The organism is Pseudomonas sp. A-B-19 (assembly GCF_019947515.1).
Taxonomy (GTDB): Bacteria; Pseudomonadota; Gammaproteobacteria; order Pseudomonadales; family Pseudomonadaceae; genus Aquipseudomonas.
Genome location: NZ_JAGYGN010000024.1, coordinates 1 through 26,381, shown reverse-complemented (window position 1 = coordinate 26,381; position 26,381 = coordinate 1). Strand labels below are relative to the sequence as shown.

Sequence of the window (26,381 nt, the reverse complement as noted above, 5' to 3'; positions counted from 1 at the left end):
TTATATCCATTAAATGCGGCCTGTGCAGCCGTAAGACTGCACAGGCCGACACTCTGCTGTTTTCGCCGCCCAGACTAGGCCATGACGTCGCCCCTCCCTTCCTTGAGGCTGTGCACGACGCAGACAACCCGTACCAACCCGCTGAAGTTCCTTACCCCGCCGTGACGCAAGTGAACTTCGCGATCCACGTGAGATAACAGACTACTGACCGAGCAACCGTTGGCCCGGGCCATCCCCCCCAAAATATCCCAATAAACCTGTTCAAGCCGCAAACAGGTGGCGAAGCCATTCAATCGTACGGAGCGGGACAAGGGCTGAGCCAGCCCCATATCGAACTCGCGAACAAACGGATCGACCCTTACATCCCTGTGCGAACCGTATCGCCCCTCTTCTTGCCGTTCATAAACCATAACGCTGACACTCCTTTGCCATCCTGGTTTCGTTAAAAGCAACTGCCTGTCGACATATGAAAACTCAGGTGCAAAGGTATATCCAGACGACTTCCTGACCTTCGACGTAGGACAAGCCAACAACTCTTGGCAGATCCTGGAGAACGTCCTACTCCGGACAATTTCCCACGCAGTGAAGTGACACCCCCTTCAGAAGCACAGGATTGAATGACGTAGGAAAGTAGAGCGCGCGCACTAAGAAACACCCACTGAAGGTTTTTCCAATCGGCTGCATCGACCGATTGCCCCTCTTAAAAGCCCATGAGCTTCACCCAACAAGCAACAGGCGCCCAACCTCTCTAACCAGCCTGCCGCCGTATCGCCGCCGCTGAACTTCGACCAAACTGCGCCAAATCGCCTCAAACGAGCCGCCGGACGCCCTGATTTGAGTAGCCTGCGGCTTTGCTGTTAAATAGGCAGCGTGTCGCCAGTGCCTATTTTTCCGGTCACGGCGCATAGGCTGATACCGGGTACGTGTCCAACGCCTCTTTATTATCTTGAAGCGAACCGTGCGCCATCAGCTCTTCCTTGTGAGCTGTCTTAACGTGAGTTAATCAAAATGTTGAAAATCGTCCATCTACTGATAGGCGCAGCGGCCTTGCTGCTGTCCTTCATCCCTAGCCTGCAAACCGAAGCCTTACCTTACCTGCAACAACCCGATGCGCTGTACCTGGCCTTTTTCGGCCTGCTCAACCTCACACTTGCACCTGTCATCCCTTACTGGAACAAAGGTCCGCGCCACCAACTGCAAAACCTGGTCAGCGCCCTGCTCGTTCTGGCGGTAGTTCTGCAAACCCTGACGCTGATCGCACCGATGCCTGTCATCGCCGGTCAACCCGCCGTTCTGTTCAGTCTGGTCGCAACCTTCATCGCTGTTGTCCTGCACCTGGGCATCAGCTTCTACAAATCGTCACCGGCAGCCACCTCGCCAAGCTACGACATGAGCAACCGCGATACCGGCACCGTCAAATGGTTCAACACATCCAAAGGCTTCGGCTTCATTTCCCGCGACTCCGGCGACGACATCTTCGTCCACTTCCGGGCCATTCGCGGTGAAGGTCACCGTGTCCTGGTAGAAGGCCAGCGCGTGGAGTTCTCTGTCATGAATCGTGACAAGGGCCTGCAAGCCGAAGATGTGATCGCCGCGCTGCCGCGCCGCTGATTCAAGGCTAAAAAAAACCGCGCACAGCCGAGCTGTCCGCGGTTTTTTCATGCCTGCAATTTATTTAATAGTGGGGTGGCGGCGCTTCTTCTTCAAATGACTCGAATTGGCCGACCATCTCCTCCTGCCGCTTGAGCAGCGCAGCCATTTGCAACTGTAGATGCTCGACCACCCGCTGCTGCGCCACCAGCACATCGTTCAATGCCTGAATGGTGTCATCCTGAAAGGCCAGACGGCTTTCAAGCTCGGTAACGCGTTCTTCCAGGCTCATGGTTCAGCCCTCCAGAAACGTAAAGTCATCGGTCAGGATCAGGCGCAAACGTTCGCCAATGGCGGCGATCTGCTCCGGATTATAGGGTTTTGCCGGGTGTTTACCCCAAACCGGCGCAGGCCAGGCGGCATCCTCGCGCTTGCGCACAATCACATGCATATGCAACTGGCTTACAACGTTGCCCAACGCCGCAACATTCAATTTGTCCGCATCGAACGAGTCCTTGAGCACTTGCGAAAGCACAGTTGTTTCCTGCCAAAGCTGTTGCTGATCTGCGACATCCAACTGAAATATCTCACTGATAGCCTCGCGACGAGGTACCAGGATGAACCAGGGATAGTTCGAATCGTTGGACAGCAGTAACCGGCAGAGCGGAAAGTCCCCGATCGGTAACGTATCTTGTTGAAGTCGTGGATCTAAAGCGAACACTGTGCACACTCCCGCCGGACCATCATTTTTCAGCTTAGCGCTCATCCTGACGGGACGGCGCGCCAAACGACCGGACGGCAGCATACCTGCGAACGGCGCATGCTTCACGACGAACCTTGCACAGAGGTCACTGGCGCCTGCAAAAAGCTGACACTCCGCCCCCGAATGAGACATTTTTCGCTTCTGCGCACCACTACAGAACCGATCAGCCGACAAAAAACGCCGAAATGACTGATTAATAACGAAGAGTTCGCGCCACACACGCGACCAACAGGAATGAATCCAGTACCAGGCTAAAATTTTTTGCACCAAAACCGCACAGTGGGTCTACGCTGTGTGCTTCTACATCCGCCATTTACTCACTGGCGGGGTGAACCGGTAACATTTTTGTTTGTAAGGCAGTCGCCCAGAAGGGTAAAACATGATGTCAGGCAAGGCGTCAAGCCCAGACTAAACGCGCTTGCCCCCCCGGTTTTATGAGGTGTTTACAGCATCGGATTGTCATTTGAAAAAAATTGCAACAAAACTCGAATTTGTGCACGCTTGTTGCAGTCATACCCAACATCACCTGATGTGACACCCGCTGGAAGCGGAAGTCTTCAGGCAAAAAAAGACAGTGGCAAGGTAGCCCGATGGAGATTCAAACGTTTTACCAGGACTCTTTTTACCGGCGCCAGGCTCGAAAAACAGCATTAAAGTTGTCAGCCCGGTTGCGCTGGAGCTGGAAATTTGCGACATCTACCTCGCTGTTTGCGACAGGGTCGTAAAGAAGGCGAAAGGTTAGATACGCAAGTATCGCCAACATTGTCGGCGTGATATAAGTTTGCGCCGACACAAAAAGAAAGAGCCGCCCAGATAAAAAAACAGGTGGGACGGCAGTACTCTTCTAAAACCAAAGGAGCAAATCACGATGCGCGTGATGAAGTGGAGCATGATCGCACTGGCAGTTGCAGCAGCAGCCAGTACTCAGTTGGCAGTAGCCGCACCTTTCGTAAGCGACCAGGCCGAAGCCAAAGGTTTCGTTGAAGACAGCAAACTCGACCTGCTGGTTCGCAACTACTACTACAACCGTAACAAGAAAGACGGCGCAGTCGATGACAAAGACTGGACCCAGGGCATTCAGGGCATGTACAGCTCTGGCTACACCCAAGGTCTGATCGGCGTTGGCGTTGAAGCTTGGGGCCAACTGGCCATCAAGCTGGACGGTTCCGACAAATATGCAGGTTCCGGCAACATGTCCGTGGACGGTGATGGCGAAGTCAACAACAGCCAGGGCAAAGCCGGCGCTGCCGCCAAGTTCCGCATCTCCAAGACCGAGCTGAAAGTCGGCGACATGCAGCCAAGCACCTCTCCAGTGTTCGCTGTAGGCGGTTCCCGTATCCTTCACCAAACTGCCAGCGGTCTCCAACTGCAGAGCAGCGAAGTTACTGACCTCGACCTCGAAGCCGGTCACTTCTACTCGGCAACCAGCCAAGACAGCAACGCCCGTGACGGCGACCTGTGGGCTACTTACGCTGGCGTGCAAGCCAACTCCATCGACTACTTCGGCGGCAAGTATGGCATTACCCCAGACCTGAGTGTTTCGCTCTACGGTGCCAAGCTCGAAGACGTCTGGAACCAGTACTACGCCAACGCGAACTACACCCTCGCACTGGGCGGTGACAACTCGATCAACTTCGACGGTAACATCTACAACACCCAGGATACCGGTAACGCTAAAGCAGGCGAAATCAGCAACACCGCCTACTCCCTGGCTGCTGCTTACTCGTTCCTGAAAGCACACACCGTGACCCTGGGCTTCCAGAAGGTCAACGGCGATACCCCGTTCGACTACGTCGGTGTGGGTAAAAACAACCGCGGTGGCGACTCGATCTTCCTCGCCAACTCCATTCAGTACTCTGACTTCAACGCTCCAGGCGAGAAGTCGGTACAAGCCCGTTACGACCTGAAAATGGCCGAGTACGGCGTACCTGGCCTGAGCTTCATGGTCCGTTACGTGAATGGTTGGAACATCGACGGTACCAACACTCCAGCGAACAGCCCCTACGCTGGTCTGTACGGTGCAGACGGCAAACACCACGAAACCAACGTGGAAGCCAAGTACGTCGTTCAATCCGGCCCAGCCAAAGATCTGTCGTTCCGCATCCGTCAAGCATGGCACTCTGCCAACACTGACGAAGGCGAAGGCGATATCTCTGAGTTCCGCCTGATCACCGACTACCCACTCAACATTCTGTAATCGCAGAAAGTCAGTTCGCGGTAATCAAAAAAAGGCCCATCTTCGGATGGGCCTTTTTCGTTGCTGCTGTACAACATTTAACCAAACAGACTCTGCAGCATATGCCTGACCAAGAAGTCAGGCACTAACCGCGCACTCCTTACTACACTGCCGACTCCCGAACCATGCGAATAACCCGCTGCGGAAATGGAATATCAATGCCCGCCCCTCTCAGACGATCACGGGACAGTTCGTTGAACATGAACATCACATCCCAATAATCCGCCGTATTCACCCAGACCCGCAGGGAAACAGTGATAGAACTGTCACCCAATGTCGAAATCACTGCCTGAGGTGCCGGGTCAGTCAATACACGCGGATCCTTGGCCAACTCCAGCAACACTTCTCGGGCTTTCTGCAAGTCAGCTTCGTAATCGACGCCTACATCAAACACTACCTTGCGGGTTGGCTGACGATTGGTGTTGGTGATGATGCCGTTCGACAGATTGCCGTTAGGCAAGATGATGGTCTTGTTGTCGCCAGTACGTAGCACGGTGTGGAAAATCTGAATGCTGTCGACGGTGCCAGCAACACCTTGTGCTTCAATCCAGTCACCGATACGAAATGGACGGAACAACAGAATCAGCACGCCGCCCGCGAAGTTCGCCAGGCTACCCTGCAACGCCAGACCAATGGCCAGACCCGCCGCACCAATTGCCGCAACGAACGACGTGGTTTCCACCCCGATCATCGAGGCCACGCTGACGATCAACAAGATCTTGAGGATGATGTTCGCCAGGCTGCTGATGAAGCCCTGCAGCGCCAGGTCGGCATTACGCAGTGCAATCAGGCCGCCGAGCTTTTTCGTGACCTTGTTGATCAGCCACCAGCCAATGGCCAGGGTAATGACCGCCAGCAGTACACGGCTGCCGTATTCCATGATCATCGGGATCCAGGTTTGGGATACCTTGACCAGATTGTCTACCTCGGCATTCAAGTCCATCTACTCTCTCCTGTTTTCCGGCTACCCGGCATGCGTAAAAAAAGCGGCAGAAAGATCGAACCACGACGGGCTAAATCGTTTCTGCCGTTGCTTGGATCTGCGACGTCGCAAACGCCAAGAGGTTCCCGCGTTCAGGGTCAGTCGCGGAAGTTGTTGAACTGCAGCGGCATACCGAATTCCTTGGCCCGCAGCACCGCAATGGCTTCTTGCAGGTCATCACGCTTCTTGCCGGTAATACGGACCTGCTCGCCTTGAATGGCCGCCTGGACCTTGAGCTTGGCATCTTTGACGTGAGCGACGATTTTCTTCGCCAGTTCCTTGTCGATGCCTTCCTTGAGGACGGCTTCCTGCTTCATCAGCTTGCCCGATGCGAACGCGTCCTTGACTTCAAGGCACTGAACGTCGATTTTACGTTTGACCAGAGCCAGCTTGAGGATCTCGATCATCGCTTCGAGCTGGAAATCCGCTTCCGCGGTCAGGTTGACGGTCAGGTCTTTTTCCTTGAACTCGAAGCTGCCTTTGCCTTTCAGGTCATAACGACGATCGAGTTCCTTGACGGCGTTCTCGACCGCGTTGGTGACTTCGTGTTTGTCCAGTTCGGATACCACGTCGAACGACGGCATGTAATCTCTCCAAATTTAAAGGCGCACTGATGGAGCACGCCTGGCTTGCGGTTAAAATCCGCGCTGATTATAACGGTTCTTTCCCATCATTCACTGTGAGCTGCCGATGCACGCCTTAAACAGAGCAAAAAGCTGATGTCCACCACCTGGCATGTTCTGGGCGCCGGCAGCCTCGGCACTTTATGGGCGACACGTCTGGCACGGGCAGGAGTACCGGTCAGGCTGATCCTGCGGGACACGGCGAGGCTGCAGGCCTATGAGGCGGCCGGTGGATTGACACTGGTAGAACACGGCGAGGCGCAACGCTATGCCGTACCCGCCGAGACAGCCGACAGCACCCAGCCGATCAACCGCCTGCTGGTGGCATGCAAGGCCTACGATACCGAAAGCGCGGTGGCCCGACTGGCGCCACGCCTGGCCCCGGGTGCCGAACTGATCCTGCTGCAAAATGGCCTGGGCAGTCAGGACGCGGTGGCCGCACAGGTGCCCCAGGCACGCTGCATCTATGCGTCGAGCACCGAAGGCGCCTACCGCGATGGTGATTGGCGCGTGGTGTTTGCCGGGCATGGCTTCACCTGGCTGGGGGATGCGAGCCAACCGATAGCGCCGATCTGGCTGGATGACCTGAGCACTGCCGGCATCCCCCACGAGTGGAGCACCGAAATCCTGACCAGGTTGTGGCGCAAACTCGCCCTTAACTGTGCGATCAATCCACTGACGGTGCTGCACGATTGCCGCAACGGCGGTTTGCAGCAACATCACTGCGAAGTCGCTACTCTGTGCGGCGAACTGGTGGAGTTGCTCGAGCGTTGTGGTCAACCGGCAGCGGCCGAAAACCTGCAGCAGGAAGTCGAACGGGTGATTCACGCCACCGCAGCCAACTACTCCTCGATGCATCAGGACGTCACAAGCCAGCGCCGCACAGAAATCAGCTACCTGCTGGGCTACGCCTGCAAAGTGGCCGGGCGCCATCAATTGAACCTGCCTCACCTCAATCAGCTTGAGTCAAGGTTGATCGCTCGCCTGCAAAGCCTTGGATTGCCCAGCGACTGAGCAGCGGCTACGCTGGCCACTTGTACCTTTTCAGCGATAAACCCGATGCCATTGCGCCAGCGCCTTGAAAACCTGCCCGTCGGCCAGAAACTGCTGGCCGCCCTGCTAGTCCTTTTGACCACCGTCCTGTTGGTCGCCAACCTGACCTTCATCAGCGCCGCGTACTACATCTCCCAGGAAAGCATGGCGCCCCAGGCCCTGCAGACCATCGGCCGGCTGGTATCCAACCCGAGCCTGACCTCCGAAGCCCTCGATTCGCCGCAAAGCGCCGAGCGCCTGCTAAACGAACTCAATAGCTATTCGCCGTTACGCGCGGCAGTCCTGTATGACGGAAAAGGCGAGCAATTGGCGCAATTGCAACATGGCGACAAACTGGACTTGCCGAAACGGTTCCGGCATATCGAAGACTGGCAGGTTACCGAGTTTCGCAGCAACCAGGTCATTACCCTGCCCCGCCCCGGAGCTGCACCGGGGCATTTGCTGTTGGTCGCCAGCAGTGAACTGCCAGTGGCGTTCTATACCGGGACCCTGACGGCCAGTCTGGGGATTCTGATTTTCAGTGTGCTGCTCTGGCTGGTCATCGCCCGTCAAATCAAGCGCCTGATTACCAGGCCGATCCACGAACTCGAAGAGCTGTCCCGGCAGGTAACCCGTGAAGAAAATTACGCACTGCGTGCTTCACGAGGAAACCACGATGAAATCGGCAGCCTCGCCGAGGCATTCAACACCATGCTTTCGCGGATCGAGGCCAGGGAGCAGCAACTCAAGCGGGCCCGGGACGACTCCCAGGCAGCCTACGACCAGGCCCAGGGGCTGGCCGAAGAAACCCGGCACACCAACCGCAAACTGGAGCTTGAAGTCCAGGTGCGCAGCAAGATCGAAAAGAAGCTCACCGGCTTCCAGAACTACCTCAACAGCATCATCGACTCCATGCCGTCGGCGCTGATCGCCCTCGACGAACAGCTCTACGTGACGCAGTGGAACCAGGAAGCCAGCGCACTTTCCGGCACACGCCTGGACGAAGCCCTGAACCAGCCCATCTTCCTCGCCTTCGAACCGCTCAAGCCGTTCTTGCCACAACTCAAGCAAACGGTCGAGCAGCATACGGTGGCCAAAATCGAACGCGTCACCTGGCTCAAGGATGACGAGCCTCGCCACTATGCCCTGACCTTTTATCCATTGATGGGCGGCGCCGGGCGTGGCGTGGTGATCCGGATCGACGACATCACCCAGCGCCTGTCCCTGGAAGAGATGATGGTGCAGTCGGAGAAAATGCTTTCTGTAGGTGGTCTTGCCGCCGGCATGGCCCACGAAATCAACAACCCGCTCGGTGCGATCCTGCACAACGTGCAAAACATTCGCCGACGCCTGTCCCCCGATCTGCCGAAGAACCTTGAAGTGGCCGAACAGGCCGGCATCGAACTGACGGCGGTCAATCAGTATCTGCAACTGCGCGAAGTGCCGAAGTTGCTCGACGGCATCCAGCAGGCCGGTGCCCGGGCCGCCAAAATCGTCACCCACATGCTCAGTTTCAGCCGTCGCAGCACCCGCCAGATGGCTCCGTGCGATCTGCCCGCCCTGATCGACCAAGCGGTGGAGATCGCCAGCAACGACTTCGACCTGGCGATCGGCTTCGATTTCAAGGGCCAGGCCATCATTCGCCAGTTCGATCCGGCGCTGGGCCCGGTCCCCGGCACCGCCAACGAACTGGAGCAGGTACTGCTCAATCTGTTGAAAAACGCCGCGCAAGCCATTCACCAGCGTGAAGACGGCAGCGAGCCGGGACGGATCATTCTGCGCACCAGGCTGAATCCGCCGTGGGCGGAAATTCAGGTCGAGGACAATGGCATCGGCATGAGCGAAAGCGTGCGCAAACGGACCTTCGAACCCTTCTTCACCACCAAGGAGATCGGCCAGGGCACCGGACTTGGGCTGTCGGTGTCGTACTTCATCATCACCAACAACCACAAGGGGCAGATGGAAGTGCAATCGACCCCGGGCCAAGGCACGTGCTTCACCTTGCGCCTGCCCTTGGCGAGCACGCCACCTGTCTCGCAACAACTCAATCTGCTATCGAGGTAACCATGGGCTTTCGTTTGTCGAAGATTTACACCCGCACTGGCGACAAAGGCGAGACCGGGCTGGGCGATGGTCGTCGCGTCCCCAAGGATCACCCGCGGATCGAGGCCATTGGCGAAGTCGATACGCTGAACAGTCAGGTGGGCGTGTTGCTGGCGGGATTGGCGGCGCAAACTGCTCAGTTTCCAGACTTGAACGAAGTGATCGAAGTATTGGCCCCCTGCCAGCATCGATTATTTGATCTGGGTGGCGAACTGGCGATGCCGGTGTATCAGGCGTTGAATGCAGCGGAAATCGAACGCCTGGAAGCTGCGATCGATGTGTGGAATGAAGAGTTGGGACCGCTGGAAAATTTCATCTTGCCCGGCGGCTCGGCGCTGATTGCCCAGGCCCATGTCTGCCGCAGCCTGGCGCGCAGCGCGGAGCGGCGATGTCAGCAACTCAATGCGATCGAGCCGTTGGCCGGGGTTGGCCTGGCGTATATCAATCGGTTGTCGGATCTGTTGTTTGTGATGGCGCGGCTGATTGCCAAGCGTCAGGGAGTGGCGGAGATTCTTTGGCAGCCTGCGGCGAAACCTGAGGTTTAGCCGGCGCCTCTCAGGGCCCCTTCGCGGGCAAGCCCGCTCCTACAGTGGATTTGTGACGCACACAAAACCTGTAGGAGCGGGCTTGCCCGCGAAGGGGCCAGAAGGTTCGCTAGAGAATCAAGCCTCAGGCCAAAACGCCCGAATCCCCGCCACACCCTGCGCTCCCGCAGCCCAGGCTTTCTCGACCTCAGCCGGACCAACGCCACCCAGCAGGAACACCGGCTTGCTGAACCCGTCGATCAGGCTCGACGCCTGCTCCCAGCCCAACGGCTCGGCGCCAGGATGAGTCAGGGTAGGTTGAACCGGCGACAGGGTCACAAAGTCCACCCCCATCTGTTCGGCCAGCGCCAGCTCTTCAGCGTTATGGCACGAGGCCGCCAGCCAGCGCGATGCCGATAGCGGTCGGCCAGCCGCTGCGTATTTGCGCAGCTGCGCCGAGGTAATGTGCCAGCCCGCAGACGGGAAGTCGCCCAGCCATTCGAACGGCCCCTTGATCATCAACTGCGCCTTGCCGGCACACAGCCCTGCCGCATCGACAGCCAGGTCGCGGTATTTCGGGTCGTAACCGTTCGGTGCGCGCAACTGGATCAGCTTGATGCCGCCGGCAATGGCCTTCTGAATACCACGCAGCAAAGCCGGGGTTTCCAGATCTTCCGGGGTAATCAGGTACTGAGCGGGTAATTTCGCGGCCGCGACGATTGACCGATTGGCCGCCGGGAACTCGTAATTCGACATATCACGAGCTGCAACCCAGGCCAGCGGTTGTCCCTCGGCACCGTGGGGCTCGCCGGCAAACGCCGAAACTTCCCAGACATCCAGCAATACCTGCTTGTCCGGGTAATCGTGCCGAATCCTGATCAGCGGGCGCGCCGCGCCGACCACGATGCCCAGCTCTTCATGGAGTTCGCGGGCCAGTGCGGTTTCGACCGACTCGTCGGCCTCGACCTTGCCCCCTGGAAACTCCCACAGGCCGCCCTGGTGCTGTGAATCGGCACGACGGGCGATGAGGACTTTGCCACTGCCATCGCGGATGACGGCGGCGGCGACATGGACTCGTTTCACTTTTGCAATTCCTCCAGTCCAGCCTTCTGCCAGGCCTTGAACGCCGGCCATTGGTAGAGGGTTTCAACGTAGGCCTCGTCTATGGCGGACAGCTTCACCTGATAGGTGCGCAGACGCACGGCAATCGGTGCAAAGAACACGTCAGCCAGACTGATATGACCAAACAGGTACGGCCCGGTTTCTGTCGCGGCGGCACGGCACTCGGCCCACAGCGCCGACATGCGCTCGATGTCGCCCTGAACGTCAGCCGGAACCGGCGCCAAAGGAGCGTCATGGCTCAGGTCAAACGGCATATTGCCGCGCATGGCGAAGAACCCGCTGTGCATCTGCGCACACGCCGAGCGCGCCTGGGCGCGGGCGGCGATGTCTTTCGGCCAGAGGCCGGCCGCCGGGAACTGTTCTGCCAGGTATTCGGCAATCGCCAGGGAGTCGGCGATGGTGCCGTGTTCGGTTTTCAGCAGCGGGACCTTGCCGGTCGGCGAATGCTTGAGCAGACGCTCGCGGGTGTCCGGCTGGTTCAGCTTGATCAGTTCTTCGGTGTAGGTGGCGCCGGTCAGGTCGAGGGCCAAGGCGCCTCGCAGGGACCAGGAAGAAAGCAGTTTGTCGCCGATGATCAGGTGCAGGCTCATGTTCAAGCATCCTCAAGCAGGAAAGATCACAACTCTGTAGGAGCCAGCTTGCCAGCGAAGGCGATATCAGCCTCGATAAATCCATCGCGGCGGATGACGCCTTCGCCAGCAAGCTGGCTCCTACAGGACATGCGCTATTACGTGCGGTACTCGGCGTTGATCTTCACGTACTCGTGGGACAGGTCGGTGGTCCAGATGGTTTCGCTGCAATCGCCACGACCCAGCTCGATGCGGATGGTGATTTCTTCCTGCTGCATCACCGCCGCGCCTTGGGCTTCGGTGTAGGTCGCCGCGCGCGCGCCACGGCTGGCAATGCACACTTGGCCAAGGAATACGTCGATCTTGCTCACATCCAGGTTCGGAACGCCGGCACGGCCGACAGCGGCCAGGATACGTCCCCAGTTCGGGTCGGACGCAAACAATGCGGTCTTGATCAGCGGCGAGTGGGCCACGGTGTAGCCAACGTCCAGGCACTCCTGGTGATTGCCGCCGCCATTGACTTCAACGGTCACGAACTTGGTCGCGCCTTCGCCGTCACGCACGATGGCCTGGGCCACGTCCATGCACACTTCGAATACCGCCTGCTTCAACTTGGCGAACAACTCGCCTTCGGCGCGGGTGATTTCCGGCAGCGCCGCCTGACCCGTGGCGATCAGCATGCAGCAGTCGTTGGTCGACGTATCACCATCGATGGTGATGCGGTTGAACGACTTGTTGGCGCCATCGAGCATCAGGTTTTGCAACACGTCGCGGGAAACCCTGGCGTCAGTGGCGATGTAGCCGAGCATGGTCGCCATGTTCGGGCGAATCATGCCGGCGCCTTTGCTGATGCCGGTAACGGTGACGGTCACACCGTCGTGCTGGAACTGACGGCTGGCACCTTTTGGCAGGGTGTCGGTGGTCATGATGCCGGTGGCGGCAGCTTCCCAGTTGTGGATCGACAGATCATCGAGGGCCGCTTGCAGCGCGCCTTCGATTTTCTCCACTGGCAGCGGCTCGCCGATCACGCCGGTGGAGTACGGCAGCACCTGGCTGGCATCGACACCGGTCAGTTCCGCCAACCTGGCGCAGGTGCGCTCGGCGGCGGCCAGACCAGGTTCGCCGGTGCCGGCATTGGCATTGCCTGTGTTGGTCAGCAGGTAACGCACAGGGCCTTGTACGCGTTGTTTGGCCAGGATCACCGGCGCGGCGCAAAAGGCGTTCAAGGTGAACACGCCGGCAACCGTGGAACCTTCAACACAGCGCATGACCACAACATCCTTGCGCCCCGGGCGCTTGATGCCGGCCGAGGCGATACCGAGTTCAAAACCGGCAACCGGGTGCAACGTTGGCAAAGGACCAAGACCAACAGCCATGAATGCGCTCCTTTATAAATGATGTCAGCACCGTTCCAGCAGAACGGTGGTTCGAATGGTAAAACGCCGCGACGGCAGAAGCCGGTCGCGGCGTGGGTATTTCAGCGATTGAAACGGGTTTTACTGAATCTGCCCGTGGCAATGCTTGAACTTCTTGCCCGAACCGCAGTAGCACAGCTCATTGCGACCCAGCTTCTGCTCGTTGCGAACCGGCGCGGCAGCGAGGGCAACATCGACCTCTTCACCCAACGCTTCCGGTTGCTCAAGGCCCGGAACTTCTTCATGCAGGAACTGCATGCGAGCGGCCAATGCCTCGGCTTCCTGGCGCAGGCGCTGCTCCTCTTCGATCGGGTCTTCACGACGAACCTGAACGTGGGACAGCACACGGATCGAATCGCGCTTGATCGAATCCAGCAACTCGGAGAACAGGGTAAACGACTCGCGCTTGTATTCCTGCTTCGGGTTCTTCTGGGCATAACCACGCAGGTGGATGCCGTGACGCAGGTGGTCCATGGTCGACAGATGGTCTTTCCACAGGTCGTCCAGAACGCGCAGAACGATTTGCTTCTCGAAGGAGCGCAACGCTTCGGCGCCTGCCTGGTCTTCTTTCTCGTTGTACGCCGCGACGAGCTCGTTCATGAGCTTCTCGCGCAGGGTTTCTTCGTACAGGTGATCGTCTTCGTCGAGCCATTGCTGGATCGGCAGCGTTACACCGAAATCGCTCTGCAACGCAGCTTCCAGACCCGCCACGTCCCACTGTTCAGGCAGCGATTGCGGAGGAATGTGTGCGCTGACGGTGGCGTTGAGCACGTCCTGACGGAAGTCAGCGATGGTCTCACCGATGTTGTCGGCGGCCAGCAACGTGTTACGCATGTGATAGATCACTTTACGCTGTTCGTTGTTGACGTCGTCGAACTCGAGCAGTTGTTTACGAATGTCGAAGTTACGACCTTCAACCTTGCGCTGGGCCTTCTCGATGGCGTTGGTCACCATACGGTGTTCGATCGCTTCGCCAGGCTGCATGCCCAGGGCCTTCATGAAGTTCTTCACCCGGTCAGAGGCGAAGATGCGCATCAGGCTGTCTTCCAGCGACAGGTAGAAACGGCTGGAACCGGCGTCGCCCTGACGACCGGCACGACCACGCAGCTGGTTGTCGATACGGCGCGATTCGTGACGCTCGGACGCAATCACCTGCAAACCGCCCGATTCGAGCACTTGCTGGTGACGCTTCTGCCAGTCGGCCTTGATCTGGGCAATCTGCTCAGGGGTCGGGTTTTCCAGGGAAGCCACTTCCACTTCCCAGTTACCGCCCAAGAGGATGTCGGTACCACGACCGGCCATGTTGGTGGCGATGGTCAGTGCGCCCGGGCGACCGGCCTGGGCAATGATCTCGGCTTCCTTTTCGTGGAACTTGGCGTTCAGAACCTTGTGTTCGATGCCTTCCTTCACGAGCAGGCTGGACATGTGCTCCGAGGTTTCAATGGTGGCAGTACCGACCAGAACCGGACGGCCCGCGGCCATGCTTTCCTTGATATCGGCCACGATTGCCGCGTATTTCTCGTCGGCGGTCAGGAACACCAGGTCGTTGTAGTCTTTACGGGCCAGCGGCTTGTTCGGTGGAATCACCATGACTTGCAGGCCATAGATCTGGTGGAACTCGAACGCTTCGGTGTCGGCCGTACCGGTCATGCCGGACAGTTTGTTGTACAGACGGAAGTAGTTCTGGAAGGTGGTCGACGCCAGCGTCTGGCTTTCGGCCTGGATGTTCAGGTTTTCCTTGGCTTCGATGGCCTGGTGCAGGCCTTCGGACAAGCGGCGACCCGGCATGGTACGGCCGGTGTGCTCGTCGACCAGTACGACCTGACCGTCCTGCACGATGTATTCGACGTTGCGATGGAACAGCTTGTGCGCGCGCAGGCCGGCGTAAACGTGAGTCAGCAGGCTCAGGTTATGCGCCGAGTACAGGCTCTCGCCTTCAGCCAGCAGGCCGATGCGGGTCAGCATTTCTTCGACGTACTGGTGACCGGCTTCGTTGAGTTCGACCTGACGGGACTTCTCGTCGATGGTGTAGTGACCGGCCTGGGTCACTTCGCCTTCGACTTCTTCAATGTGCAGCTTGAGCTGCGGGATCAGCTTGTTGACCTCGATGTACAGCCTGGAGCTGTCCTCGGCCTGACCGGAGATGATCAGCGGCGTACGGGCTTCGTCGATGAGGATGGAGTCGACTTCGTCGATCACGGCAAAATTGAGTTCACGCTGGAATTTTTCTTCCATGCTGAACGCCATGTTGTCGCGCAGATAATCGAAACCGAATTCGTTGTTGGTGCCGTAGGTGATGTCGGCGGCGTAGGCAGCACGCTTCTCTTCCGGCGGCTGGAACGGCGTGACCACGCCGACCGTCAGGCCGAGGAACTCATACAGCGGACGCATCCAGTTGGCGTCACGGCGGGCCAGGTAGTCGTTCACCGTCACAACGTGCACGCCGTTGCCGGACAGCGCATTGAGGTAAACGGCCAGTGTCGCCACCAGGGTCTTGCCTTCACCGGTACGCATTTCAGCGATCTTGCCTTCATGCAAGGTCATGCCGCCGATCAGCTGGACATCGAAGTGACGCATGCCCATGACGCGCTTGCCGGCTTCGCGGGCGACCGCAAAGGCTTCTGGCAGCAGTTGGTCGAGGGTTTCCCCTTTGGCGAGGCGGGCCTTGAACTCGCTGGTCTTGGCACGCAATTGATCGTCCGAAAGGGCCACCATTTGCTCTTCGAAGGCATTGACGAGTTGCACCGTCTTGAGCATGCGTTTGACTTCACGCTCGTTCTTGCTTCCAAAAAGTTTCTTTAACAAAGGCGCAAACATATCGGCAGGATCTTCCACACTAAAGGGATGGAGGGCGGCCCCGTGAGTCGCCCGAGCAGCCCTCATGGCCGCATGCGAACGAGCATTCTACCCGGAAACGATGGAGAGGAAAGTGGGGATATTCCACGATGCTGGCACAGCGCTTTGACGGGGCTCACTTAAAATAAGGGCGTTTTGCTCAACTTCAAGCCGTTCAAGGCAGAAGTTAGTTGTTGATTTAATGGGTAAAGCACCTACAAAAGCAATGGGCGGGCGCATCCGGTGCTTTCTGCTACCATGGCGCCTCTGTTACTTCAGGTGTCTGATCATGGCATTTCGCCCACTTACGGCCAAAGTACCTGCCGTTCTACTACGCGAAGCCAAGCCGCTGAAAGCCATTCTCGGCCACGCTCAACGCCTGGGTCATCTGCAGCGTTTACTCGAAAGCCAATTGCAACCCGCCGCTCGCGAGCATTGCCACGTGGCCTCCTGGCGCGAAGGCAGTTTGTTGCTGATTGTCACCGACGGTCATTGGGCAACACGCCTGCGCTACCAGCAGAAACGCCTGCAACGGCAACTGCAACTGTTCGACGAGTTCGCCAGTCTGACCCGGATCCTGTTCAAAGTTCAACCGCCGACCGTTCAGCAAGGTGCGGCCGGGCATACCATGGATTTGTCCAACGACGCGGCAGCGACCATCCAGGCCACGGCCGATGGCATCAGCGACCCGAGTTTGCGGGCCGCGCTGGAGCGGTTGGCGGCGCACGCCAAATCCAAATCCTGACACCTGCAGGAGCGGCGGTGCGGCGATCCGACTTGCCCGCGAAAGCGGTACATCCGTCACATCAATGTTGAATGTGCTGACGCCTTCGCGAGCAAGCTCGCTCCTACAAGGTTATCGGCGTTTGCTGCCCCCCAGCAACGAGCCCATCAAGCCGCGCACCAATTGTCGGCCAATCTGGTTCGCCGCCTGTCGCATCGCTGATTTCAAGGCCTGACCCGCCGCGGTTCCAAGAAACTCTCCCGCCTGTTCGGTGAGACTCGGTTCCTGTTTGCCCTGCTCCGCTTCGGGTTCGGGCGCCAGGCCTTTGCGCCCCATCAACACCTCATAGGCCGACTCACGGTCAATCGGCTTGTCATAACGCCCCTGCAACGGCGACCCGGCAATCAGCGTCGTACGCTCGGCGTCGGTCAAAGGCCCGATCCGCGATTGCGGCGGCGCTACCAGTACCCGCTGGACCATTTCCGGCGTGCCTTTTTCCTGCAAGGTGCCGACCAGAGCCTCGCCGATCCCGAGTTCGGTCAACACCGACAACGTGTCGAACGCCGGATTCGGCCGGAAACCTTCGGCCACCGCGCGCAGGGATTTCTGCTCCTTGGCGGTGAACGCACGCAGACCGTGCTGGATGCGCAAGCCCAACTGCGCCAGCACATCATCCGGCAGGTCACCCGGCGACTGGGTGACGAAATACACGCCCACGCCCTTCGAACGAATCAGCCTCACGACTTGCTCCAGACGATCACGCAATGCCTGGGGCGTACCGTTGAACAACAAGTGGGCCTCGTCGAAGAACAGCGCCAGCAACGGTTTGTCGGCATCGCCACGCTCCGGCAGTTGCTCGAACAGCTCGGCCAGCAGCCACAGCAGGAACGTCGCGTAGACCTTGGGCGCTTCATGCACCAGGCGGCTGGCATCGAGCAAATGAATGCGCCCCCGGCCATCCGCAGTGGGCTGGAGGATGTCTTCGAGTTGCAGCGCCGGCTCGCCGAACAGAGCTTCGGCGCCCTGTTGCTCCAGGGTCGCCAGTCGTCGCAGCAGCGCCTGACTGGAGCCGGTGGTCATCAATGCCGCATCGTCACCCAGCAACCGGGGGTTGTCCCGCAGGTGATTGAGTAACGCCTTCAGATCCTTGAGATCGAGCAACAACAGGCCTTCGCGGTCCGCCACCTTGAACGCGGCGTACAGCGCTGACTGCTGACTGTCGGTCAATTCCAGCAGGCTGCCCAGCAACAGCGGCCCCATTTCACTCAAGGTTGTGCGCAAAGGATGACCGGACTGACCGTGTATGTCCCACAACGTCACCGGATAAGCCTGAGGTTTGTGGTTGAGCCAGGGCATCCCGGCAATCCGCTCGGCGATCTTGCCCTGGGGGGTGCCGGCGGCACCAAGGCCACACAGGTCTCCCTTGATGTCGGCGGCGAACACCGCCACGCCGGCATCGCTGAAGGCTTCGGCCAATCGTTGCAAAGTGACGGTCTTGCCGGTGCCGGTCGCACCTGCGATCAAACCGTGGCGGTTCGCCAGACGCATGGCCTGGGCAATTGGTTGCCCGTTGAGATCGGCGCCGATAACGAGTTGCAATGAGTCAGGCATTTGGTCACCCATGATTAATCTTTGGTCCTACACGGCCGATAGAGATAACGACAAAGCAGTCAGACACGATCTGGTCGGAAATTTCCCTAAGGAGAGTCGGAAAATTCACTTGCTTTCAACCTTGCCCGTCGTGCGTCCCTTTATAAAAGCACGCGCTGGACATCAAGACTTTAGCGGACCCCCAAGCCATGAACAAAAATCTGCGTTTCAGCCATAAAATCCTGCTTGCCGCCGCCCTCATTGTCATTGCCGCCTTCGCCTCATTCACGCTGTACAACGACTATTTGCAGCGCAACGCCATCCGCGAAGACCTGGAAAATTATTTGCAGCAAATGGGCGCAGTGACCGCCAACAATATCCAGACATGGTTGAACGGGCGCAGTCTGCTGATTGAAAACCTGTCACAAACTGTCGCGCTCAACCCCGATGCCGACAACGTTTCCCGGCTGCTTGTACAAAAAGCCGTGACCTCGACCTTCATGGGCGCCTACCTCGGCAGCAAGGATGGCTCTTTCATCATTCGCCCGGACAGCAAGATGCCCGATGGCTATGACCCGCGTGCACGCCCTTGGTACAAGAGTGCGCAAGGCAGCAGCGGTTCGGCATTGACCGAGCCTTATATGGACCTGGCCTCCGGCCAACTGGTGATTTCCATTGTCGACAGCGTTATCAAGGACGGCCAGAACATTGGCGTGGTCGGTGGCGACCTGAGCTTGCAGGTGATCGCCGACAGCCTTGGCACGCTGGATTTCGACGGTATGGGGTATGCCTTTCTGGTCAGTTCCGACGGCAAGATCCTGGTACATCCCGACAAAACGTTGGCGATGAAGACGCTCAAGGATGTCTACCCGCAAGACACGCCGGCCATCAGCAGCACAATGAGCGAAATCCAGGTCGACGGCAAAACCCGCATCGTGACCTTCACCCCGATCAAAGGCTTGTCATCGGTCAACTGGTACATCGGTGTGTCGGTCGACAAGGAAAAAGCCTACTCGATGCTCAGCGAATTCCGCACCTCGGCTGTCGTCGCGACCATCATCGCCGTGGCCATCATCATCGCCCTGCTGGGCATGCTGATTCGCATCCTGATCCAGCCATTGCACGTCATGACCCGTGCCATGGCCGACATTGCTGACGGCGAAGGCGACCTGACCAAACGCCTGACCATCCAGAACAATGACGAATTCGGCACCCTCGGCACCGCATTCAACCGTTTCGTCGAACGCATTCACGGTTCGATCCGCGAAGTGTCCTCGGCCACCGGGCAAGTCAATGAAGTAGCGTTGCGCGTGGTTGCGGCTTCCAATTCGTCGATGTTGAACTCCGACCAGCAAGCCTCGCGCACCAGCAGCGTAGCAGCCGCCATCAACCAGCTCGGCGCCGCTGCTCAGGAAATTGCCCGCAACGCCGCTCAGGCGTCGAGCCAGGCCAGCGATGCCCGCAACCTGGCTGAAGACGGCCAGCAAGTGGTGGACCGCAGCATCGTGGCGATGAATCAACTGTCGAGCATGCTCAGCGCATCGAGCTCCAACATCGAATCGCTGAACAGCAAAACGGTGAACATCGGGCAGATTCTCGAAGTGATCACCAGCATTTCCCAGCAAACCAACTTGCTGGCACTCAACGCCGCGATTGAAGCAGCCCGCGCCGGTGAGGCCGGTCGCGGTTTTGCGGTGGTGGCGGACGAAGTGCGCAACCTGGCACATCGCACGCAGGAATCGGCACAACAGGTGCAAACCATGATCGAGGAGCTGCAGGTCGGCGCCCGGGAATCGGTCAGCACCATGAGCGATAGTCAACGCCACAGCCAGGACAGCGTGGAGATCGCCAACCTCGCGGGCGAACGCCTGAACAGCGTGACGCTGCGTATCGGTGAAATCGACGGCATGAACCAGTCGGTGGCTACCGCGACCGAGGAACAGACCGCCGTGGTGGAGTCGATCAACGTCGACATCACCGAGATCAACACGCTGAATCAGGAAGGCGTGGAAAACCTGCAATCTACATTGCGCGCCTGCTCGGACCTTGAGCAGCAGGCGGCGCGGTTGAAGCAACTGGTAGGCAGTTTCCGTATCTAGTGCCTGGACCGGCCTCTTCGCTGGCAAGCCAGCTCCTACAGGGTTTAGCGTGAAATCTGTAGGAGCTGGCTTGCCAGCGAAGGCCTCGCCTCCACCCGCACAACCCCAACCGAACATCTATCCTTCATATAGGTCAACCAAGGGAGTACCGGGACTGGAGGAGCGTTCATCGTGCATATCGCTGACATCACCATGTTCTACGCCCCTGCCAGCGGTGGCGTGCGCACTTATCTGGATGCGAAGCACCGTCGTTTGGGCATCAAACCGGGCATTCGCCACAGTTTGCTGATTCCCGGCTCTTCTTTTAGCGAACAGGATGGTATTTACACCGTTCCGGCCCCTGCCCTGCCCTTCGGCAAGGGCTATCGCTTCCCTCTGCGCCTCGCGCCCTGGCGCAATGTCTTGCAGGATTTGCAGCCCGACCTGATCGAAGTCGGCGATCCTTACCTCACGGCCTGGGCGGCGCTGGATGCGCGGCGCCAACTCGATGTGCCGGTCATCGGCTTTTATCACTCGGACCTGCCCCTGCTGGTCAGCAACCGCATGGGCCATTGGCTGACCAACAACGTCGAGGCCTATGTCAGCAAGCTCTACGGCAACTTTGACCGCGTACTGGCGCCCAGTCAGGTCATGGCCGACAAGCTCACCGGGCTGAGAGTCAAGAATGTGTTTGTGCAACCGCTCGGCGTCGACCTGCAAACCTTCAATCCCGATGCCAGAGACCCCGGGCTGCGAGCCAAGTTGGGACTGGACGAAAATACCCGGCTGCTGATCTTCGCCGGGCGCGGATCCAAGGAAAAAAACCTGCCGGTGCTGCTCGACTGCATGAAACGCCTGGGCCGACGCTATCACCTGCTGCTGGTTGGCTCGTCGATGCCCACGGCCGTGCCGTCCAACGTGACGGTGATCGACGAGTTTTGCCCGGCGACGCAGGTGGCCCGCCTGATGGCCAGCGCCGATGCACTGTTGCACGCCGGCGATCAGGAAACCTTCGGTCTGGTCATTCTGGAGGCCATGGCCAGCGGTATTCCGGTGGTGGTCGTGGCGGCCGGGGCCTTCGAGGAAATCGTCACCGAGGACTGCGGCCGGCTCTGTGCGCCGAACAATCCCGCCGCGATGGCCACCGCCGTTCGAGAATTGTTCGGGTCGGGCAACACAACGCTGGGCAGACAGGCGCGATTGCACGTCGAACGGCATTACGCCTGGGACACCGTGGTCAACAGCCTGTTGCGCCACTACCACGCCGTGCTCGGCAGCCAATGGCCGCTGACAGCCAATGGTTGAGTCCATGAACAGTCCCGCTTTACTGTTGGTACTGCACGACGTGGCACCGCCAACCTGGGCCGATTACCAGCCGTTCGTCAAAGCCGTCGACGCGTTGGATGGCGTGCCGATCACCTGGCTGGTGGTACCGGACTTCCACAAACACAACAACCTGGACGCCCATCCGCAATTTTGTCGTCTGCTCAGTAACCGGCTCGCCCGGGGCGACGAACTGGCGCTGCATGGCTACTTCCACTACGACGACGGGCCGATGACCAGCAATCCCCGAGACTGGTTCATGCGTCGGCTGTACACCCACGAAGGCGAGTTTTACCGTTTGTCGCAGGAAGCCGCCCTCGCCCTTCTGCGTTCGGGCATCGAGATGTTCCGCCGTCATGACTGGCCGCTGGAGGGGTTCGTCGCCCCTGCCTGGCTGATGAGCCAAGGTACTCGCCAGGCATTGCGCCAATTGCCGTTGAGTTACACCAGCGACTCGCAGCACTTGTACCGGCTGCCGGATTTCACTGCGCTCGAGGCGCCAGGACTGGTCTGGAGTGCGCGCGGTACTTGGCGCAGGGTTGTATCGAAGCTCGTCAGCGACTGCCGTGTACAACGCTGGCAGCAGGCCCCGGTGATTCGCCTGGGCCTGCACCCGGTGGACATGCGCCATGAGTTTTCGCGCCGATACTGGCTACAAACCCTCGAGCGCCTGCTCGACAACGGACGTGTTCCGATGACCAAGGCCCAGTGGCTGGCGCTGCAAAACGACCGTGTAGGTCGTGCGGCATGAGTCGCGCACTGCTGTTGCTCGTTAGCCTGGGCGCGGGCGGTGCCGGTAAAGTCGATGAAACTCAGGCAGGCTTGGGTTTGTCCTCGGACTCTTGCTGCAACCGCTCCCACAACTGCGCGGCATCAGGAAACTCCGTACCCGTTTCCGGCCCCATGTCATCCGGGTCGTAGCGGCTCAGGCAACCCTCGCCCAGCGTGGCGGGAGCCCTGGAGGTGGCTTTGTCCAGTGGATCGGCCATGGTCATGTCCTCGGTGCAGAAACGGCGAAGGGCCTGAAGCGATTGAACGCCCAGGCCCTTCGAATTTCAACTGTGCCGCGGGTCTGTCAGAAGACGACGGTTTTGTTGCCGTGCACCAGCACCCGGTCTTCCAGGTGATAACGCAGGCCACGGGCCAGCACCATCTTCTCGACATCGCGGCCGAAACGCACCATGTCTTCGATGCTGTCGCTGTGGCTGACGCGCACCACGTCCTGCTCGATGATCGGGCCGGCATCCAGCTCTTCGGTCACATAGTGGCAGGTCGCGCCGATCAGCTTCACGCCACGCAGGGAGGCCTGGTGATACGGTTTGGCACCGACGAACGACGGCAGGAAGCTGTGGTGAATGTTGATGACCTTGTGCGCGTATTCGCGGCACAACTGCGGCGGCAGGATTTGCATGTAACGGGCAAGCACCACCACTTCGGCATCGTGCTGTTTGACCAGGCGCGATACCTCGGCGAAGGCCGGCTGCTTGTCCTGCGCATTGACCGGGACGTGGTAGTACGGAATACCGTGCCACTCCACCATGCTGCGCAAGTCATCATGGTTGGAAATCACACAGGAAATTTCGCAATCCAGTTCATCGCTGTGCCAGCGGTGCAGCAGGTCGGCCAGGCAGTGCGACTCGCGGCTGGCCATCAGGACCACGCGTTTCTTCTGTTCGGTATCGGTGATGCGCCAGTCCATCGAGAACTCTTCGGCGATCGGGGCAAAGGCTTCGCGAAACGCTTCGATACCAAAGGGCAGGGAGTCGGCACGGATCTCGTGACGCATGAAGAACCAGCCACTGAGGTTGTCCGAGTGATGGCTCGCTTCAGTGATCCAGCCGTTGTGTGATGCCAGAAAGTTACTGACTTTGGCAACGATGCCAACACGGTCCGGGCAAGAAATCACCAGACGAAAAGTGCGCATGAGGGGGAAACTCCAGAACTTCGCAAAGGCCGCCATTCTAGCGATTGCGCAGCAAAACTGCAGTATTGTTGACGTTTCGCCCTGCCCGAAGGTCGGAGCGGCAGGACGGGCAGCGCCCGTGCCGGGTCGCCCGGATGCTCTAGTGGTGCCGCTAAATTGTTAATTTATGTATATCTGACAGACCTGGACCACACTAATACATGCATTACCGATGTGTGCCAAAGACACAGCAACTAAATCAAATAAAGTTGGCTTAAATGTTTACTTGATGAAACACCGTGACTATTATTGCCGCACTGTCACCTGCCATCCAGCGCACAACATAAGGTAGTCCACATGTCCTTGATCAACGAATATCGCGCCACCGAAGAAGCTATCAAAGAGCTGCAAGCCCGTTTGAAGAACCTGTCCCAAGACGACAAACTGCAAACCGAGCTGGAATTCGAAGGCAAACTGCGCACCCTGATGGGTGAATACTCGAAATCCCTGCGCGACATCATCGCGCTGTTGGATCCAGAATCCAAAACCAAGGCACCACGCGGCGGTGTAGTGAAAACTACCGGCACCAAGCGCGCTCGCAAAGTTAAACAATACAAAAACCCGCACAATGGTGAAGTCATCGAAACCAAAGGTGGCAACCACAAGACTCTGAAAGAGTGGAAAGCCAAGTGGGGCGGTGACGTGGTGGAAGGCTGGGCTACCCTGCTGGGCTAAGCTTCAGAGCTTGTCGCAGACGGATCCGTGACAAAAAATAACGCCAGCAAATGCTGGCGTTTTTTATGCCTGGTGTTTTAAGCCCTGGCATGTTCGATTTCAAAGACGCAAACGCTGACGCAACCCCTGGACATAATCCTGCCACTCACTGAGCACCCCCTGCTGAAACGGAGTAGCACTAACGCTCAATTGGGCCGCGGCTTCTACAAAACTTTCAAGGGTATTTGGTGCCCCCCACTCGGGTTCTGACAAACGTTTCTGACAGAATATTCGCCAGCGTTCTTGCTCCTCGGAATTCAACGTGTCGGAAAAGTTACGTGCGCGATATCGAAACAGCAATTCAGGCAAACGTTCGTCATCGAAAGGCCACTGCTGTTGTGCCAACTGCACCGGGTCAACGGTTCTGACTTGCTCACACAATCGCCGATCCCGATCACCGATAAATCCATCATATAACTGTTGCTCCGGATCCTGGCTCTGGGAAAAATCTTCGCGAGCATAGATCGCCAGGATTTTATCCAGCCAAACTTTCTTGGCGTCATTGAGCTGCAACACCCGCTGCTGATACAGCGCCATATCCAGCCCCAGACGCTGCTGATCTTCCTGGCGAAGTACCGACAACGGTGCCACCACCGGGCACTTGTTGATGTGAATCAGCTTCAACGGCACCGGCAACTCGCCTTCGGCCAGCTCGTCACGGCGGGTATACAAGCGCTGACGCAAGCTTTCGGCATCCAGATCGAGCAGGCCCCGGGGATCGAGGTGCAGGTCACAGACAATCAGGGCGTTCTTGTTGCGCGGGTGCCAGGCCAACGGCAACACCACCCCCACATAGCTGCGCGCGGCCGAAAAACGCCCGGAAACATGCACCAGCGGTTGCAGCAGGCGAATCTGGTCCATGACTTTTTGCTTACTGCGCAGTTGAAACAGCCAGTCGTACAGTTTTGGCTGCTTTTCCCGTATCAGGCGCGCCAGGGCGATCGTCGCGCGCACGTCCGACAGCGCTTCGTGGGCATTGCCATGGTCGATGCCGTTGGCAGCGGTCAGGCGTTCGAGCCTGAGCGTGACCCGCCCCTCGTCATCGGTCGGCCAGACCAGGCCATCGGGGCGCAAGGCATAGGCGGCGCGCACCACGTCGATCAGGTCCCAACGACTGTTGCCGCCCTGCCATTCCCGGGCATAGGGGTCGAAGAAGTTTCGGTACAGGCTGTAGCGGGTCATCTCGTCGTCGAAACGCAAGGTGTTATACCCCGCGCCACAGGTACCGGGCGCGGCCAGTTGCGCATGCACCCGGGTCATGAAGTCGGCTTCGCTCAAGCCTTGCGCCTGCAGTTGCCCGGGGGTGATTCCGGTGATGGTGCAGGCGGCCGGATGCGGCAGGATGTCATCACTGGGCTGGCAGTAAAGGTTGACCGGCGCGTCGATTTCATTGAGATCGAAGTCGGTGCGCAGGCCGGCCATTTGCAACGGACGGTCGCAACGGGGATTAATGCCAGTGGTTTCGTAGTCGTACCAGAAGATAGAGGTCACGGGCGATTCCTGAACTGAAGATCGGCAAAGTCTAGGCGTTCACCTCCCGCCCCGGCCAGTAGTCTTGTCATTCAAGCACCTTGCGCGACTCGCCATGCACTACATAGTTATGTCGTTTCCCTCCGTATAGGCTGCTAGCATCGGATGGACAAAGAATCCCGATCCAGGCCACATCGTCAGGTTGCCCATGCTCGAGACCACAGCACTGCCAGGGAACGCGCCGCTGTCACCGCCACTGGATACGCGGTATCACGTCGAAACGCCGGAAGGTTTCGATCTGCCGCTGCGCCCGGCCGGCTTGATGGTCCGTGCGTTGGCATTTTCCATCGATCTTGGAGTACGCGGCCTGGTCCTGGGCGTGCTGTTCATTGTGCTGGCGATGCTCGGCAAACTGGGGGCCGGTCTTGGCTCGATCCTGCTATTCGTAGTGAGTTGGTGGTACATGGTGCTCTTCGAGGTGCTTAACTACGGCCGCTCGCCAGGCAAGCAATGGATGGGACTGCGGGTGGTGCACGACGATGGCACCCCGGTCGGCTGGTCCGCTTCGCTGCTGCGCAACCTGTTGCGCGTTGTTGACCTGTTGCCCTTCGGTTACTTCCTCGGGGCCGTCAGTTGCCTGCAACATCCCCACTTCAAGCGCCTCGGCGATATCGCCGCCGGGACCCTGGTGATCTACCGCGAACAATCGCACACCCGCCCCGCCC

24 protein-coding genes are annotated in these 26,381 nt (G+C 58.7%); 11 read left to right on the top strand and 13 right to left on the bottom strand.

Going from position 1 to position 26,381, the window contains the following annotated elements; all coding sequences use genetic code 11:
• Nucleotides 1-74 precede the first annotated feature (74 nt).
• The gene (locus KGA81_RS22825) at nt 75-410 is read right to left on the bottom strand and encodes a ribbon-helix-helix domain-containing protein (RefSeq protein WP_223548702.1); all 336 of its coding nucleotides are present in this window, start codon (nt 408-410) and stop codon (nt 75-77) included.
• Nucleotides 411-1,008: 598 nt separating this feature from the next.
• Between KGA81_RS22825 and KGA81_RS30095 the strand changes: the two genes are divergently transcribed.
• Entirely contained in the window at nt 1,009-1,611 is a 603-nt protein-coding gene (locus KGA81_RS30095; RefSeq protein ID WP_317850813.1) for a cold-shock protein, read from the top strand.
• A 64-nt stretch (nt 1,612-1,675) separates the two neighbouring features.
• Here the strand turns inward: KGA81_RS30095 and KGA81_RS22815 are convergent, their stop codons facing one another.
• Complete coding sequence (locus KGA81_RS22815; RefSeq protein WP_223548700.1) at nt 1,676-1,882, bottom strand: SlyX family protein; 207 nt, start codon at nt 1,880-1,882, stop codon at nt 1,676-1,678.
• A 3-nt stretch (nt 1,883-1,885) separates the two neighbouring features.
• Nucleotides 1,886-2,311 carry an HIT domain-containing protein gene (locus KGA81_RS22810; RefSeq protein ID WP_223548828.1) on the bottom strand — a complete coding sequence of 142 codons (426 nt, stop codon included), beginning with the start codon at nt 2,309-2,311 and terminating at the stop codon, nt 1,886-1,888.
• Nucleotides 2,312-3,221: 910 nt separating this feature from the next.
• On the opposite strand from KGA81_RS22810, the gene KGA81_RS22805 reads away from it, so the two are divergent.
• A complete protein-coding gene (locus KGA81_RS22805; protein ID WP_223548698.1) occupies nt 3,222-4,550 on the top strand; it encodes an OprD family porin in 1,329 nt (442 codons plus the stop codon).
• Nucleotides 4,551-4,692: 142 nt separating this feature from the next.
• On the opposite strand, the gene KGA81_RS22800 is transcribed toward KGA81_RS22805, so the two are convergent.
• Nucleotides 4,693-5,532, bottom strand: coding sequence for a mechanosensitive ion channel family protein (locus KGA81_RS22800; RefSeq protein WP_223548694.1), 840 nt, complete (start codon nt 5,530-5,532; stop codon nt 4,693-4,695).
• Between the two features lie 137 nt (nt 5,533-5,669).
• The gene (locus tag KGA81_RS22795) at nt 5,670-6,155 is read right to left on the bottom strand and encodes a YajQ family cyclic di-GMP-binding protein (protein WP_007977344.1); all 486 of its coding nucleotides are present in this window, start codon (nt 6,153-6,155) and stop codon (nt 5,670-5,672) included.
• Between the two features lie 135 nt (nt 6,156-6,290).
• On the opposite strand from KGA81_RS22795, the gene KGA81_RS22790 reads away from it, so the two are divergent.
• From KGA81_RS22790 to KGA81_RS22780, 3 genes are read left to right on the top strand one after another with little or no spacing between them, the layout of a single operon-like run.
• Nucleotides 6,291-7,208 carry a putative 2-dehydropantoate 2-reductase gene (locus KGA81_RS22790; protein ID WP_223548691.1) on the top strand — a complete coding sequence of 306 codons (918 nt, stop codon included), beginning with the start codon at nt 6,291-6,293 and terminating at the stop codon, nt 7,206-7,208.
• Nucleotides 7,209-7,253: 45 nt separating this feature from the next.
• Complete coding sequence (locus tag KGA81_RS22785) at nt 7,254-9,290, top strand: sensor histidine kinase (RefSeq protein WP_223548688.1); 2,037 nt, start codon at nt 7,254-7,256, stop codon at nt 9,288-9,290.
• Nucleotides 9,291-9,292: 2 nt separating this feature from the next.
• The gene (locus KGA81_RS22780) at nt 9,293-9,874 is read left to right on the top strand and encodes a cob(I)yrinic acid a,c-diamide adenosyltransferase (RefSeq protein ID WP_223548686.1); all 582 of its coding nucleotides are present in this window, start codon (nt 9,293-9,295) and stop codon (nt 9,872-9,874) included.
• Nucleotides 9,875-9,991: 117 nt separating this feature from the next.
• Here KGA81_RS22780 and KGA81_RS22775 read toward each other — a convergent pair whose 3' ends face one another.
• The 4 genes from KGA81_RS22775 to secA form a co-directional block, all read right to left on the bottom strand.
• Nucleotides 9,992-10,936, bottom strand: a complete 945-nt coding sequence (locus tag KGA81_RS22775; protein WP_223548684.1) for a Nudix family hydrolase — start codon at nt 10,934-10,936, stop codon at nt 9,992-9,994.
• Nucleotides 10,933-11,565 carry a glutathione S-transferase family protein gene (locus KGA81_RS22770; protein ID WP_223548681.1) on the bottom strand — a complete coding sequence of 211 codons (633 nt, stop codon included), beginning with the start codon at nt 11,563-11,565 and terminating at the stop codon, nt 10,933-10,935. Before KGA81_RS22770 ends, KGA81_RS22775 begins: the two co-directional genes overlap by 4 nt.
• A gap of 137 nt (nt 11,566-11,702) precedes the next feature.
• A complete protein-coding gene (gene argJ / locus KGA81_RS22765) occupies nt 11,703-12,920 on the bottom strand; it encodes a bifunctional glutamate N-acetyltransferase/amino-acid acetyltransferase ArgJ (RefSeq protein WP_223548679.1) in 1,218 nt (405 codons plus the stop codon).
• A gap of 120 nt (nt 12,921-13,040) precedes the next feature.
• Nucleotides 13,041-15,776 (bottom strand): preprotein translocase subunit SecA, encoded by a 2,736-nt coding sequence (gene secA, locus KGA81_RS22760; protein ID WP_223548677.1) that lies wholly within the window; start codon nt 15,774-15,776, stop codon nt 13,041-13,043.
• A gap of 307 nt (nt 15,777-16,083) precedes the next feature.
• Between secA and KGA81_RS22755 the strand changes: the two genes are divergently transcribed.
• Nucleotides 16,084-16,539, top strand: coding sequence for a DUF721 domain-containing protein (locus KGA81_RS22755; RefSeq protein ID WP_223548675.1), 456 nt, complete (start codon nt 16,084-16,086; stop codon nt 16,537-16,539).
• 111 nt (nt 16,540-16,650) lie between these two features.
• Here the strand turns inward: KGA81_RS22755 and KGA81_RS22750 are convergent, their stop codons facing one another.
• Nucleotides 16,651-18,129: a helicase HerA-like domain-containing protein gene (locus tag KGA81_RS22750; RefSeq protein ID WP_223548673.1), complete on the bottom strand. Its 1,479-nt coding sequence runs from the start codon at nt 18,127-18,129 to the stop codon at nt 16,651-16,653.
• Between the two features lie 188 nt (nt 18,130-18,317).
• Between KGA81_RS22750 and KGA81_RS22745 the strand changes: the two genes are divergently transcribed.
• The 3 genes from KGA81_RS22745 to KGA81_RS22735 all read left to right on the top strand — a co-directional run bounded on the left by KGA81_RS22745 (nt 18,318) and on the right by KGA81_RS22735 (nt 22,260).
• Nucleotides 18,318-20,207 (top strand): methyl-accepting chemotaxis protein, encoded by a 1,890-nt coding sequence (locus tag KGA81_RS22745; RefSeq protein ID WP_223548671.1) that lies wholly within the window; start codon nt 18,318-18,320, stop codon nt 20,205-20,207.
• 171 nt (nt 20,208-20,378) lie between these two features.
• Complete coding sequence (locus KGA81_RS22740; RefSeq protein WP_223548669.1) at nt 20,379-21,491, top strand: glycosyltransferase family 4 protein; 1,113 nt, start codon at nt 20,379-20,381, stop codon at nt 21,489-21,491.
• Entirely contained in the window at nt 21,484-22,260 is a 777-nt protein-coding gene (locus tag KGA81_RS22735; protein ID WP_223548667.1) for a DUF2334 domain-containing protein, read from the top strand. The genes KGA81_RS22740 and KGA81_RS22735 overlap by 8 nt, the downstream gene beginning before the upstream one ends.
• A 61-nt stretch (nt 22,261-22,321) precedes the next feature.
• Here KGA81_RS22735 and KGA81_RS22730 read toward each other — a convergent pair whose 3' ends face one another.
• Complete coding sequence (locus KGA81_RS22730; RefSeq protein ID WP_223548665.1) at nt 22,322-22,498, bottom strand: hypothetical protein; 177 nt, start codon at nt 22,496-22,498, stop codon at nt 22,322-22,324.
• Between the two features lie 86 nt (nt 22,499-22,584).
• On the bottom strand, nt 22,585-23,433 hold the full coding sequence (gene purU / locus KGA81_RS22725) for a formyltetrahydrofolate deformylase (RefSeq protein ID WP_223548663.1): 849 nt from the start codon (nt 23,431-23,433) through the stop codon (nt 22,585-22,587).
• A gap of 336 nt (nt 23,434-23,769) precedes the next feature.
• On the opposite strand from purU, the gene mvaT reads away from it, so the two are divergent.
• On the top strand, nt 23,770-24,147 hold the full coding sequence (mvaT, locus tag KGA81_RS22720; RefSeq protein ID WP_056852684.1) for a histone-like nucleoid-structuring protein MvaT: 378 nt from the start codon (nt 23,770-23,772) through the stop codon (nt 24,145-24,147).
• Between the two features lie 99 nt (nt 24,148-24,246).
• Here mvaT and sbcB read toward each other — a convergent pair whose 3' ends face one another.
• Entirely contained in the window at nt 24,247-25,677 is a 1,431-nt protein-coding gene (gene sbcB, locus KGA81_RS22715) for an exodeoxyribonuclease I (protein WP_223548661.1), read from the bottom strand.
• Between the two features lie 187 nt (nt 25,678-25,864).
• On the opposite strand from sbcB, the gene KGA81_RS22710 reads away from it, so the two are divergent.
• The coding region (locus KGA81_RS22710) for an RDD family protein (protein ID WP_223548659.1) at nt 25,865-26,381 on the top strand (517 nt) is incomplete at its 3' end.

Bases quoted from the DNA above. Each gene is read 5' to 3' on its own strand.
- purU (WP_223548663.1), bottom strand. From the start codon at position 23,433: ATGCGCACTTTTCGTCTGGTGATTTCTTGCCCGGACCGTGTTGGCATC.
- KGA81_RS22805 (WP_223548698.1), top strand. From the start codon at position 3,222: ATGCGCGTGATGAAGTGGAGCATGATCGCACTGGCAGTTGCAGCAGCA.
- KGA81_RS22790 (WP_223548691.1), top strand. From the start codon at position 6,291: ATGTCCACCACCTGGCATGTTCTGGGCGCCGGCAGCCTCGGCACTTTA.
- mvaT (WP_056852684.1), top strand. From the start codon at position 23,770: ATGTCCTTGATCAACGAATATCGCGCCACCGAAGAAGCTATCAAAGAG.
- secA (WP_223548677.1), bottom strand. From the start codon at position 15,776: ATGTTTGCGCCTTTGTTAAAGAAACTTTTTGGAAGCAAGAACGAGCGT.
- KGA81_RS30095 (WP_317850813.1), top strand. From the start codon at position 1,009: ATGTTGAAAATCGTCCATCTACTGATAGGCGCAGCGGCCTTGCTGCTG.
- KGA81_RS22795 (WP_007977344.1), bottom strand. From the start codon at position 6,155: ATGCCGTCGTTCGACGTGGTATCCGAACTGGACAAACACGAAGTCACC.
- KGA81_RS22735 (WP_223548667.1), top strand. From the start codon at position 21,484: ATGGTTGAGTCCATGAACAGTCCCGCTTTACTGTTGGTACTGCACGAC.
- KGA81_RS22770 (WP_223548681.1), bottom strand. From the start codon at position 11,565: ATGAGCCTGCACCTGATCATCGGCGACAAACTGCTTTCTTCCTGGTCC.
- KGA81_RS22730 (WP_223548665.1), bottom strand. From the start codon at position 22,498: ATGGCCGATCCACTGGACAAAGCCACCTCCAGGGCTCCCGCCACGCTG.
- argJ (WP_223548679.1), bottom strand. From the start codon at position 12,920: ATGGCTGTTGGTCTTGGTCCTTTGCCAACGTTGCACCCGGTTGCCGGT.
- KGA81_RS22785 (WP_223548688.1), top strand. From the start codon at position 7,254: ATGCCATTGCGCCAGCGCCTTGAAAACCTGCCCGTCGGCCAGAAACTG.
- KGA81_RS22825 (WP_223548702.1), bottom strand. From the start codon at position 410: ATGGTTTATGAACGGCAAGAAGAGGGGCGATACGGTTCGCACAGGGAT.
- KGA81_RS22780 (WP_223548686.1), top strand. From the start codon at position 9,293: ATGGGCTTTCGTTTGTCGAAGATTTACACCCGCACTGGCGACAAAGGC.
- KGA81_RS22800 (WP_223548694.1), bottom strand. From the start codon at position 5,532: ATGGACTTGAATGCCGAGGTAGACAATCTGGTCAAGGTATCCCAAACC.
- KGA81_RS22815 (WP_223548700.1), bottom strand. From the start codon at position 1,882: ATGAGCCTGGAAGAACGCGTTACCGAGCTTGAAAGCCGTCTGGCCTTT.
- KGA81_RS22750 (WP_223548673.1), bottom strand. From the start codon at position 18,129: ATGCCTGACTCATTGCAACTCGTTATCGGCGCCGATCTCAACGGGCAA.
- KGA81_RS22755 (WP_223548675.1), top strand. From the start codon at position 16,084: ATGGCATTTCGCCCACTTACGGCCAAAGTACCTGCCGTTCTACTACGC.
- KGA81_RS22745 (WP_223548671.1), top strand. From the start codon at position 18,318: ATGAACAAAAATCTGCGTTTCAGCCATAAAATCCTGCTTGCCGCCGCC.